General features: G+C 49.4%; 13 protein-coding genes. 2 read left to right on the forward strand and 11 right to left on the reverse strand.

What is annotated here, in order from left to right:
• Window positions 1-203: 203 nt before the first annotated feature.
• From ACEN2G_RS12130 to azu, 11 genes are all read right to left on the reverse strand, one after another.
• On the reverse strand, window positions 204-728 hold the full coding sequence (locus ACEN2G_RS12130) for a TIGR00645 family protein (protein ID WP_442021878.1): 525 nt from the start codon (window positions 726-728) through the stop codon (window positions 204-206).
• Between the two features lie 288 nt (window positions 729-1,016).
• A complete protein-coding gene (locus tag ACEN2G_RS12135) occupies window positions 1,017-2,012 on the reverse strand; it encodes a branched-chain amino acid aminotransferase (protein WP_442021880.1) in 996 nt (331 codons plus the stop codon).
• 95 nt (window positions 2,013-2,107) lie between these two features.
• Complete coding sequence (gene mnmE / locus ACEN2G_RS12140; protein WP_442021882.1) at window positions 2,108-3,469, reverse strand: tRNA uridine-5-carboxymethylaminomethyl(34) synthesis GTPase MnmE; 1,362 nt, start codon at window positions 3,467-3,469, stop codon at window positions 2,108-2,110.
• A 107-nt stretch (window positions 3,470-3,576) separates the two neighbouring features.
• On the reverse strand, window positions 3,577-5,256 hold the full coding sequence (yidC, locus tag ACEN2G_RS12145) for a membrane protein insertase YidC (RefSeq protein ID WP_442021884.1): 1,680 nt from the start codon (window positions 5,254-5,256) through the stop codon (window positions 3,577-3,579).
• A gap of 6 nt (window positions 5,257-5,262) precedes the next feature.
• Entirely contained in the window at window positions 5,263-5,505 is a 243-nt protein-coding gene (yidD, locus tag ACEN2G_RS12150) for a membrane protein insertion efficiency factor YidD (RefSeq protein WP_442021886.1), read from the reverse strand.
• Complete coding sequence (rnpA, locus tag ACEN2G_RS12155; protein ID WP_442021888.1) at window positions 5,466-5,828, reverse strand: ribonuclease P protein component; 363 nt, start codon at window positions 5,826-5,828, stop codon at window positions 5,466-5,468. The genes yidD and rnpA overlap by 40 nt, the downstream gene beginning before the upstream one ends.
• Window positions 5,828-5,962, reverse strand: coding sequence for a 50S ribosomal protein L34 (gene rpmH, locus ACEN2G_RS12160; RefSeq protein ID WP_087035869.1), 135 nt, complete (start codon window positions 5,960-5,962; stop codon window positions 5,828-5,830). The genes rnpA and rpmH overlap by 1 nt, the downstream gene beginning before the upstream one ends.
• 330 nt (window positions 5,963-6,292) lie before the next feature.
• The gene (locus tag ACEN2G_RS12165; RefSeq protein ID WP_442021930.1) at window positions 6,293-6,949 is read right to left on the reverse strand and encodes an amino acid ABC transporter ATP-binding protein; all 657 of its coding nucleotides are present in this window, start codon (window positions 6,947-6,949) and stop codon (window positions 6,293-6,295) included.
• Window positions 6,950-7,040: 91 nt separating this feature from the next.
• Window positions 7,041-7,706 carry an amino acid ABC transporter permease gene (locus ACEN2G_RS12170; protein ID WP_442021890.1) on the reverse strand — a complete coding sequence of 222 codons (666 nt, stop codon included), beginning with the start codon at window positions 7,704-7,706 and terminating at the stop codon, window positions 7,041-7,043.
• 1 nt (window position 7,707) lies between these two features.
• Window positions 7,708-8,466, reverse strand: coding sequence for an amino acid ABC transporter substrate-binding protein (locus ACEN2G_RS12175; protein WP_442021892.1), 759 nt, complete (start codon window positions 8,464-8,466; stop codon window positions 7,708-7,710).
• Between the two features lie 238 nt (window positions 8,467-8,704).
• Window positions 8,705-9,166 carry an azurin gene (gene azu / locus ACEN2G_RS12180; protein WP_442021894.1) on the reverse strand — a complete coding sequence of 154 codons (462 nt, stop codon included), beginning with the start codon at window positions 9,164-9,166 and terminating at the stop codon, window positions 8,705-8,707.
• A 371-nt stretch (window positions 9,167-9,537) separates the two neighbouring features.
• Here azu and dnaA point away from each other — a divergent pair, with 371 nt between their 5' ends.
• Window positions 9,538-10,941: a chromosomal replication initiator protein DnaA gene (dnaA, locus tag ACEN2G_RS12185; RefSeq protein WP_442021896.1), complete on the forward strand. Its 1,404-nt coding sequence runs from the start codon at window positions 9,538-9,540 to the stop codon at window positions 10,939-10,941.
• A 13-nt stretch (window positions 10,942-10,954) separates the two neighbouring features.
• Window positions 10,955-12,058, forward strand: a complete 1,104-nt coding sequence (gene dnaN / locus ACEN2G_RS12190; RefSeq protein ID WP_442021898.1) for a DNA polymerase III subunit beta — start codon at window positions 10,955-10,957, stop codon at window positions 12,056-12,058.
• The last annotated feature ends 2 nt before the right edge of the window (window positions 12,059-12,060 follow it).

Consider the following 12,060-nt stretch of genomic DNA (forward strand, 5'->3'; position numbering starts at 1 on the left):
GTTCACGTTATGGATGCAGTGCTGAGTATGAAAAAGATTCTTTTGAGGCTAAAAGGCTGTCAGTAAAGGTGGCTATTGTTCAGAGGTGTTGCGGGAAGAAAAATTATTCAGCGCAGTCATAAATGAACTCACGGGCTTACAACCACCAAGAGCACAGCCCTTGGTGGTTGGTCTTCAGCGCTTATGCTCAGCGTTAATCAGTGCTAGTGCTTTTTAGTTTCACCGGCAACTTTGTCCATAATGGCAAAGAATACACCAGACAATACGAAGGTCATGTGAATGATCACTTTCCACATCAGGCTAGCGGCATCAGCATCACTCATCTCGCGAGGTATATCCATAAACGACTTTAACAGGTCAATCGCAGAAATAGCGACTATAGCACCAATCACTTTTAGTTTGAGGCCAGAAAAGTCGATCTTTCCCATCCAGTCGGGGCGGTCTGTATGATTACCCGTATCAATTTTTGAGACGAAAATTTCGTAGCCGCTGAAAATAATAATAAGCAGTAAACTGGCCACTAACGCCATATCGACCAGCGACAATATTCCTACGATAACATCGGCTTCAGAGGCGCTAAAAACATGAGTGGTCATGTGCCAGAGCTCTTGGGTGAACTTGATAAACAGCAATATGATGCCCAGCACTAAACCTAGGTAAAAAGGGGCCAGTATCCAGCGGCTGTTAAAGATAGTTTTTTCCAAGGACTGTTCAACTTTTTTTAGCATGTAGAATTCTTGATGTCATTAGGGCTAGAAATTATAAATTATTCCCTGTTTTTGCGGTAGCAAAAATTTTTTAGCAGAGGATAACTACCCTGTGTCAGAGATAAATCCGTAAATAAGCAGAGGTTTTTACTGAGAGTTTGCAGACTATAAAATGGGTCATCAGCGGTCAGCGATAGGATCTTGGTTTGTTCAGCTCTAAACCCTGCAGCTTGCTTGCACGCCAGAAACCTGTTTTGTAAAGGGCAGAAGGAGCCGAATATATCGCCTATTCGGCTCAAGACGCGAGTATTAACAGACTTTAGTGAGCCAGCCGTGAGTATCGGCCGCTTTGCCCCACTGAATATCGTTTAACGCTTGGCGCAGCGCATTGGTGGTGGGGCCGGCTTCGCCGTTGCCAACGGTATATTCTTGGCCGTCATGGATTAAGGTGCCAACCGAGGTTAATACGGCGGCTGTGCCTGACAAGGCAGCTTCTGCACCTGGCTTTTGTGCACGCTCTAATAATTCGTCTACGCTTAGCGCCCGCTCAGAGACCATCATGCCGCGATCGCGAGCCAAGGTCAGAATGGAATGGCGGGTAATGCCATGCAAAAACGAGCTATCTAAGGATTTAGTAATAATCTCGTTGCCGTCGATTAATAAAAAGTTAGCGGCTCCCGTTTCTTGCACATCATCACCTGGGCAGAATAAGACTTGGTCGGCCTGCACGGATTGACGGGCTTTCAAGATTGGCTGCAAGGCACTGGCGTAGTTGCCGCCACTTTTTACCACACCCATATGCGAAGCGCAGCGGGTTTCGTCGGCTAATAACAAGCGCAATGGCTTGCTGCCGCTAGCGAAGTAATCACCTACCGGCGACAGCAACACATACAGCAGAGACGTATTGCTGGGTGCAGCCGCCTTGCCAATCGAGGCTTCGGTACCGATATGAGTAGGGCGAATATACATGGAGCCGGGAGGGGTGGGCACGTCTGCTGCGTAACGCTCAACGATATCCAGAATCATCAATTTGAGCTGCTCGGCATTGACGGCCGGCAGAGACAGCAATTCGCTGCTTTGGATCAAGCGGGCAATGTTTTGATCCATGCGAAAGATATTGATGGAGCCATCTTCATGTTTAAAGGCTTTTAAGCCTTCAAAACAGGTACTTGAGTAATGCAGCACGTGTGCACCTGGGTGCAAACTGATGCTGTCGCTGTTCACTATTTGCGTGGCGCTCCACTGACCTTGCTCGTAACGAGCTAGGCTCATTTCAGGGGCGAAAACGGTACCAAATGCTGACATGCTGCTGTTCCTGTGCTGAATAATAAATAGTAATTAAGCCGAAAATGAGTTGGTTCGGCTTATATGTTATGAGTTCTACCAGATTAAGTAAGTGGTTACTTACCGATACAAAACGAGCTGAAGATTTTGCCTAGCAGATCATCGGAGGTAAATTCGCCGGTGATCTGGCTAAGCTGTTCTTGGGCTAGGCGTAGCTCTTCGGCCACTAGCTCACCGGCTTTGTAGACCTCAAGCTGCTCTTTGGCCATCAGCAGGTGAAGGTCTGCATTATGCAAGGCGTCTAAGTGGCGACGGCGGGCGCTAAAGCCGCCTTCTAGTCCACCTTGAAAGCCCATGCAGTCTTTTAGATGTTCTTTTAACGCCTCTACACCCAGACCTGTCATGGCGGAAATCGGGTAAACGGGGTGCTCGCCATCACTGATAACGGCTAGCGGCTCGCCGCTTAAGTCTGCCTTGTTGCGGATGACGGTAAGCCCTATGTGGGCGGGCAGGCGATCGATAAAGTCCGGCCAAATATCTTTAGGATGCAGCGCTGCTGTGGTGGTGCCATCCACCATAAACAGGATGCGATCTGCCTGCTCAATCTCAGACCAGGCGCGTTCGATACCGATGCGCTCAACGGCGTCTGTGGCCTCACGCAAGCCGGCGGTGTCGATAATATGCAGTGGCATGCCGTCTAAGTGAATAAACTCGCGTAATACATCGCGAGTAGTGCCGGCGATATCGGTCACTATAGCCGATTCTTTACCAGCCAAGGCGTTGAGCAGGCTGGATTTACCGGCGTTCGGGCGGCCGGCAATCACTACCTTCATGCCTTCACGCATAATGGCGCCTTGGCGGGCTTGGCGTTGTACTTCGCTCAAGCGGTCGATAATGGCATACAGACCGGCGGCAATTTTACCATCCGAGAGAAAATCCACTTCTTCTTCCGGAAAGTCGATGGCGGCTTCCACAAAGATGCGCAGATTAATCAGCGCCTCTACTAAGTCATGTACATGGTTAGAAAACTCACCTTGCAAGGATTGCAGCGCCGAACGGGCGGCTTGCTCGCTGGAGGCTTCGATAAGATCGGCGATGGCCTCGGCTTGGGCTAAGTCTAATTTGTCGTTTAAAAACGCCCGCTCACTGAATTCACCAGCCTTGGCGGGGCGAAGACCGGGCAGTTCTAAAATACGCTTGATCAGCATGTCTAACACTACTGGGCCGCCATGGCCTTGCAGCTCCAGCACGTCTTCGCCGGTAAAGCTATTAGGGCCTTTAAAGAGCAGGGCTATGCCTTGATCTAGCACTTGGCCTTGGGCATCTTTAAAGGGCAGATAGTCGGCGAAACGTACCTTAGGCACCTTGCCGAGCACGGCCTGCGCCACGGCTTCGGCTTGAGCGCCAGAGACGCGGATTATGCCGACGCCGCCGCGGCCGGGGGCGGTGGCTTGGGCCACTATGGTATCAAACGACATCTGTTGTTACTCCACTACACATACAAGGCGATTAGCATTAAAAAGGCGACCCTAGGGTCGCCTTTAGTGTATTGATTTCTGAGGCTAGCAGCCAGTAAACCTAAGCCTTAAGCGTCGGGCTTGCTGCCGTGCAGGCCTTTCTTCTCTAATTGGCGGAAGATATACCACTGCTGAGCTATGGTCACCACGTTACTGACTAACCAGTATAAGGTGAGGCCAGCTGGGAACCACAAGAAGAAGAAGGTAAAGATGATAGGCATAAACTGCATCACTTTCTGCTGCAGCGGATCCGTGACCGTAGTTGGGCTCATCTTCTGAATTAAGAACATGCTGATACCCATCAGAATTGGCAACACAAAGTAAGGGTCGCGTACTGATAAGTCATCAATCCACAGCATGAAAGGCGCATGGCGCAACTCAACAGATTCCATCAATACCCAATACAGAGAGATGAAAATCGGCATCTGGATCAGAATCGGTAAACAACCACCTAAGGGGTTCACCTTCTCTTTCTTATACAGCTCCATCATGCCCTGAGACATCTTCTGGCGATCGTCGCCAAAGCGCTCTTTCAGTGCCGCCAGTTTAGGCTGCAGCATGCGCATCTTAGCCATGGAGGTGTACTGAGCCTTGGTCAGCGGATACATAACACCGCGCACCACGAAGGTGGTCAGAATAATGGCCAAGCCCCAATTCACGGCGAAGCTTTGTAAGAAGTGCAGCAGCTTAAATAATGGCTGAGCAATAAACCACAACCAACCGTAGTCGACGGTTAAGTCCAGGTTCTCGGCGGCAGCTGCCATTTTCTTTTGCAACTTAGGACCTAACCACAGCTCGGCGGTCACGGTTTGTTCGCTGCCTGCCGCTACCGTAGTGGGCTGGGCTTTAAAACCGATAATGGCTTGGCCTTGGTTGTTCAAGCTACGGCTATAGATTTGGTTGCCATCTTCTTTGGGTGCAATCCACGCCGACACAAAATAGTGCTGCAGCATGGCCACCCAGCCATTGGCCGTGGTTAGCGCTAGGTTTGCTTCTTGTACTTTCTTAAAGTCGTACTTGGTGTAACGAGTCTCGACGCTTGAATAAGCAGGGCCACGATAAGCTGAGGCCATCAGCATGTTGCCGCTTTTTTCGTCGACGGCGTTAACGCTTTGCTTTAATTGACCGTACAGCTGAGTCTCTACCGGTTCATTACTGTTATTCGCAATTTGGTAGCTGACGTTAACCACGTGGCTATCACGGGTTAAGGTAAAGGTTTTGGTGAACACCACGCCATTATCATTGGTAAAGGTCAGCGGTACACTCAAGGTGTCTTGGCCTTCGGTTAGGGCGTAGTCTTGTTGCTCGGCTTGATAAATCGGACGACCTTCAGGGTTAGCATCTGGGCCATCGCGACCGATCAGGCCACTTTGCGCAATATTCACGAAATTCTGAGTATTAGTCAGCAACACAAACTTGTTGTCTGAGTCTAATTTGTCGTCGTGTTCGAGTAACTCAGTACCAACTATGTCACCGCCTTGGGTGTCTATGGTCAGCTTGAGCGTGTCTGAAACAACAGTGATCAGGTTACGACTGGCCGGTACTGCAGCATCGGTCGGCACTTCACCTTCGACTTGCACGCTATCGGATGCAGGAATGAAGTTAGCGTCACTTGAGTTGGACTCAGCGGTGGTTTGCGAGCTTTGCTGTGCCACAACGGGCGGATTCTTATGCTCATCCCACTTCTGCCAGACGAGAAAACTCACCAGCAGCAGAGCGATAATCAGTAGATTGCGTTGAGATTCCATAGTTTATTATCTTCGCTTTGTCGGGACCGGATCGTGGCCACTTGGACCTAAAGGATGGCATTTTAATAGACGTTTGGTAGTTAACCAACCGCCTTTTAAAAAACCGTGCAGCCGGATGGCTTCAATGGCGTATTGCGAACAGGTGGGAGTAAAGCGACACCTGGGCCCAAGCAATGGACTGATGACCACTTGGTATAGCCGAAGAATGCCTATGCTGATTCGTTGCAGCGGCGAGAAAGCGTGCGCCATAATCTATCCAGCAGTTCGAACAGCTCGTCGTTGGGTACCTCTCCGATGCCTTTTTTAGCGATCACTACAATATCGACACTGGGCAATTGATGTTGCTTTAAACGAAAGGCTTCGCGAGTAACACGTTTGACCCGATTGCGCCAAACGGCACGTTTTAGTGCTTTTTTAGGTACAGCTAATCCCAGTCTGGGGTGACCTAGTTCGTTTGGTTTGGCAAGAAGTGTGAGATGTGGGGATGCGGCTCGGACAGGGTTGTCGAAGACGTTTTTAAAATGGGCGGGAGTTAACAAACGTAACTCCCGTGTAAAGGCGTGTCTGGCCATTAGGCGCTCAGACGGACACGACCTTTGGCGCGACGAGCGACCAATACTTTACGACCACCAACAGTGGCCTTGCGAGCACGGAAACCGTGGCTGCGTTTACGCTTCAGATTTGAAGGTTGAAAAGTGCGTTTCATAGTAGTTATTACCGCTGTGTCAGTTAGCTATACAGTTTGGCCATGTGCTTGACAGACGCATAAGCATCACCAAGACGGCCCCACCAAAGAGGCCGAATTCTAAACAGTTCTGTTTATAACGTCAATCCATAGCCGTGATTGATGACCTATACGGCTAAGTATTTCTGCTCGTCTAGATCGATCCCAAGATCCTTAATGATCGCGGGGCTGAAATTATACAGAAGCTCAGGGTGTTAGCAACAAAAACAGCTGCTGATAGGTCACTCAATAAGAAGAGAGCAAGGCCATGGTGGTAAAAGCGTCAATGCCGTTAGTGACGGTTCAGACTGCTTAAGTGACAGGTAGCACCTTGCGTAAAAAGGCACGAGTGCGTGGGTCACTGGGATGAGTGAGTATTTGCTCGGGCGGACCTTGTTCGACTACGTGGCCGCCGTCCATAAAGATCACGCGGTCGGCCACTTCACGGGCAAAGCTCATCTCGTGGGTTACCACCACCATGGTTTGATGCGCCAAGGCCAGCTTCTTCATTAAACCTAAGACTTCATCTACCCATTCTGGATCTAGCGCCGAGGTGGGCTCATCAAATAACATCACCTTGGCATGGCTGACCATGGCACGGGCTATACCAATGCGTTGCTGCTGACCTCCGGATAAAGACGAGGGATAGGCGTCTGCTTTATCGGCCAAGCCTATGTCGGCTAACATGGCCAACGCCTCGGCGTGAGCCTCGGCTTTGGTTTTTTTCCAGACAGTGATCAAGCCTTCGGCTATGTTGTCGTGGGCGGTTTTATTGGCAAATAAGGCATAGTTTTGAAACACAAAGGAGGTGCGCTTGCGCAGTTCTATGGCGTCTTTGCTACTGTGTTTAGCCAAGTTGATGGTAAAGCCATCTATGTCTAACTGGCCCACTTCCGGCGTTTCTAATAGATTGAGGCAGCGCAGCAGGGTCGATTTCCCTGTGCCCGAAGGCCCAAGGATCACCACAATTTAACCTTGTTTAATGTCTAGGCTAATGTCGTTGAGTACCGTCTGACCGTTATAAATCTTGGTCAGATTACGCAATTTGATCATGTGGCTCCTAATATGCGGCGTTGAGCCGACGCTCTAATAAACTCTGCAAATAACTGAAAAACAGCACCACACCCCAATAGATAAGCGCCACCGCAATAAAAGACTCGAAAAACTTAAAGCTACTGGCGGCTTCTTTTTGTGCCGAGGACATGATTTCTGCGACACCTAAGGTAAAGGCTAGTGAGGTACTTTTGATCATATCGATAAAGTAGTTCATTAAAGAGGGCGTGGCGATCCGCGCCGCTTGGGGCAAGATAATGCGCCGCATAGCCTGACTTCGGGTCATACCTATGCTGAGTGCCGCTTCCATTTGGTTGTTATCGACCCCGAGAATGGCGGCGCGAATCGATTCGGCCATATAGGCGGAAAAGTGCAGCGTTAAGCCAATCACGGCCGCACTAAAGGCATTGAGGCCGATAAAAATCGGCATAATTTGTGGTAAGCCGTAGTAAAGCAAAAACAGCTGTACCAATAAGGGCGTGCCGCGAAAAAATGAGATAAAGAGTCTGGCCAGAGCATTGAGGCCAAACAGCTTAAAAGTGCGGATCACCGCCAGTACGCCGGCAATAAGCAGTGCGAACACGAAGCCTAATAGCGCCATTTCCATGGTGGTGCCTAAATACCTAAATAAAATAGGAAATAGCGCCAGCGTATAGTCGAAATCAAAGGTCATATTATTTGTTACTTATGTCTGTGCCCAACCAGCGCTCTGAAATCTGCGTTAAGGTGCCGTCAGCACGCATTTCAGCTAATGCCTTATCGACCTCGGCTAACAAGGCGTCTTGCTTAGCCGTTTTCAAGAACGGAAAGGCGTTTTCTAGGGTATCGAAGGGCTTACCGGCTAATTGCAGCGCGAGTCCTGATTCTTTGATCAATTGCGCCGATCCTACTCTGTCCATCACGAAGGCATCGGTGCGGCCCAAGACCACATCTTGCTCTAGGTTAGTTTCGTAGGTGATGATATTAATTTCGTGATTAGTATCTTGCTGGCGTAGCAATTGTTCGAAGTTAGAGCCTAAGTTAACGGCGACTTTTTTGCCTTTGAGATCGTCCAAGCCTTGAATACTGTCATTGCCTTTGCGCACCACAATTTGTGCGCCGTCATACACATAAGGGGTAGAAAAGTTATATTTTTCTAGTCGCTCAGGCGTAATAGTGATCTGGTTGGCTATGGTGTCGATGCGGCCCGTTTCCAGCATGCCAAACAGGCCAGAGAAGCTAGAGGTAACAAATTCCACATCTTTGCCTAGACGCTTGGCTATCTCGTTCCACACGTCCACTTCAAAGCCTTGTAGCTTATCGAGTTTGACGAAGGTGAAGGGATAATAACTGCCAGACATACCCACCTTTACCGCATCGTCGGCCAAGGCGGGGGTCAGTAATAGTGCAGATAAAGTCAGGGCGCTCCCCAATTGCTTAATAGATTTCAACATTAGGTTTCTCCTCGCGGTGCATCTAGTACCGCCAAGGGCAGTGCCAGTCGCAGTTATGGTAAGCACAGCATAAGGGATGCAAGCTGTATTATGCCAGTCCGGATTAATAAGTGAGCAATAGGTTTGGAGAGGGCAGCTCAATAGAGATTGGGTATGAAAACAGCCGAGGCTAAATAGTAGAGTGAGGTGAGCGGGAACTAACAATAAACAGGTGCCCGAGCGGGCACCTGTAATAGGCTTATTCAGTCAGGCTGAAGGTGCCTTTCATAATGCCGATGTGGCCTGGGAACGAACAGAAGAAGCTGTAATCGTCGCCCGCTTTCAGATCAGCTGTGCTGAACTTGATAGTGTCGCTTTCGCCGCCACCGATCAGTTTAGTATGCGCAATCACACGCTCGTCATCGACTTTGATATAGTCGTTATCGGCGCCTGCTGCCATGCCGTCTGTGGCAATGGCTTGCATGTCATCGGTCTTACTCAGTACCACGTTGTGACCCATGGCCGCTTTTGGCATTGCGCCCGTGTGGTGCAAGGTCAAGGTTACTTCTTCACAGGTAGCAGGAACGCTTAGCTCTGTCTGGTCAAACTGCATGGCATCGTTGCTGTTGATTTCAATGGTACAGTCATCAGCCGCAAAAGCAGGCATAGCAGCGGTTGCTGACATTAATACCAGGCCGGCTAAATAATGTGTCTTTTTCATGCTTTCTCCTTAACGTCTACAGGGCTACTAGTCGCAGCACTATCACAGCACCATCACCGTTCTCGGGGCGGCTAGTTCACATAACCCTAACATATATTTTATTAATGAATAGTGGTTATAAAAAGTACAGCGACAATTATGCATATTGCCCAAGCCAAAAACATGATCCAGGTCTCATTTTTGGATCAAGTGGCAGATTCACTTGTGGGTAGCTTGTTTATAACGATAGGGATCCTGTGTATGAATAATAAGTTATGCACAGATGTCAAGGATCATATTTTAGTGGATCGACACGATCCGGCTAGAGATCCTGCCCTTGGCTCAGTAGAATAACGTCCCCTTGTATTTATCCCTTAGTTCCAGGAGTTTTGATGAGCGCTACGCTTTGGCAGCAGTGTCTTAACCGGCTACAAGATGAATTGCCCTCGGCAGAATTCAGTATGTGGATCCGGCCGCTGCAAGCGGAATCAGACGAGAATACCTTGACCTTGTCTGCGCCGAACCGTTTCGTACTGGATTGGGTACGGGATAAATATTTATTACGCATCAATAGTCTGCTCAGTGAATTCTGCGGCAGTAATTGTCCGCAGATGAAGTTTGAGGTGGGCAAGAAACGCCCCCCAGTTAATCTGATGGCAAATCAAGACAGCCAACCGGCAAGTACCGCCAGCCAGCCTAATAATAAAAAGGCGGCAACCACACAACTGGCTCCTTCTTGGGTTGAGCGAGCAGAAGATAAGCCTGAGCTGATTTATAAGAGTAACGTCAATGCTAATTACACCTTCGACAACTTCGTCGAAGGTAAGTCAAACCAGTTGGCGCGGGCGGCAGCGCAGCAAGTGGCTGAGAATCCGGGTGGCGCTTATAACCCGCTGTTTTTATATGGCGGCACTGGCTTGGGTAAGACTCACCTGTTGCACGCCGTGGCCAACGGCATACGAGCACGCAAGGCCGATGCTAAAGTCATTTACATGCACTCAGAGCGCTTTGTGCAAGACATGGTTAAGGCACTGCAAAATAATGCCATCGAAGAATTTAAACGCTATTACCGCAGCGTTGATGCCTTGCTAATCGATGATATTCAGTTTTTTGCCAATAAAGAGCGTTCCCAAGAAGAGTTCTTTCATACTTTTAACGCGCTGTTAGAAGGTAATCAGCAAATTATTTTGACCTCAGACCGTTATCCAAAAGAGATAGTGGGCGTAGAAGACAGGTTAAAATCGCGCTTCGGTTGGGGCTTAACGGTGGCCATAGAGCCGCCAGAGCTAGAAACTCGAGTGGCGATTTTGATGCGCAAAGCCGACGAAAATAAAATGCGCCTGCCTCACGAGGTGGCCTTTTTTATCGCCAAGCGGTTGCGTTCTAACGTACGTGAATTGGAAGGGGCATTGAACCGAGTGATGGCCAACGCCAATTTTACTGGTCGTGCCATTAATATCGATTTTGTGCGTGAAGCGCTGCGTGATTTATTGGCGCTGCAAGAAAAGCTGGTGACTATGGATAATATCCAGAAAACCGTGGCCGAATATTATAAAATAAAGCTGTCTGATATCTTATCTAAGCGTCGTTCACGCTCGGTAGCGCGTCCTCGCCAAGTGGCCATGGCCTTGGCTAAAGAGTTAACCAACCACTCGTTACCCGAGATTGGTGACGCTTTTGGTGGCCGCGACCATACCACTGTGCTGCACGCTTGTCGAAAAATCGCCCAGCTGCGCGAAGAAAGTCATGATATAAAGGAAGATTATTCTAATCTTATCCGCACCTTGTCTTCCTAAATCGGAGAGCCCCATGCAGTTTACTATTAGCCGCGAAGCCCTATTGCGCCCCTTGCAACTGGTGTCCAGCGCCTTGGGTGGCCGACCTAATTTGCCCATTCTCAACAATATCTTGCTCAGCGTCAGCGAAAACGCCTTATTGATGACCGGCACAGATACCGAAGTGGAAATGATCGCTCGCGTTGAATTGCAAGGTAACGCCACCGACGGTCGCATCACGGTACCGGCGCGTAAGATGTTAGATTTGTGCCGTGGTCTACCCGATGGTGCCGAGCTGAAGTTTAGCCAAGAAGGTGAGCGCTTGATCTTACGCTCTGGGCGCAGCCGTTTTAATTTAGCGACGCTTTCCGCCGAAGACTTTCCCAATATCGAAGAGTGGAGCTCTGAGCTGGAATTCGACATTAATCAGCTGGCACTGAAGAAGCTGATTGAGTCGACGCAGTTTTCGATGGCCATTCAAGATGTGCGTTATTACTTAAACGGCATGTTGTTTGAAACCGACGGTCAGTTACTGCGCACAGTGGCCACCGACGGTCACCGTTTGGCGACCTGCCAGCGCGAACTACTCTCAGAGTCGTTGCCGGCGCAACAAGTGATAGTGCCGCGTAAGGGCGTGCTTGAACTGGTAAAATTGTTAGAGCATGACGACCAAGACGTGCGCCTACAAATTGGTAAAAATAATATTCGCGCTGTCACGCCGGGCTTTACCTTTACCTCTAAGCTGGTCGACGGTCGCTTTCCGGACTACAGACGTGTGTTGCCGCGCGAATGCGATAAAACGCTGATCTGTGGCCGTGAAGAATTGCGCCAAGCATTTTCGCGGGCGGCGATTTTATCGAATGAGAAATTCCGTGGCGTGCGCTTAAACATGCAGCATCAAGTACTGAAGATTACCGCCAATAACCCAGAGCAAGAAGAGGCCGAGGAAGTATTGGACGTAGATTATCAGGGCACGGATCTCGAAATCGGTTTTAACGTGTCTTATGTGCTCGATGTGCTGGGCACCCTCAAGTCTGATAAAGTAAAAATCAGCCTGAAAGACGCCAGCAGCAGTGGTTTGATTGAGGCCGAAGACAGCGGAGATGCGTTGTACGTCGTGATGCCGATGCGACTCTAAGC

The organism is Oceanisphaera sp. W20_SRM_FM3 (assembly GCF_052119705.1).
Classification (GTDB): domain Bacteria; phylum Pseudomonadota; class Gammaproteobacteria; order Enterobacterales; family Aeromonadaceae; genus Oceanimonas.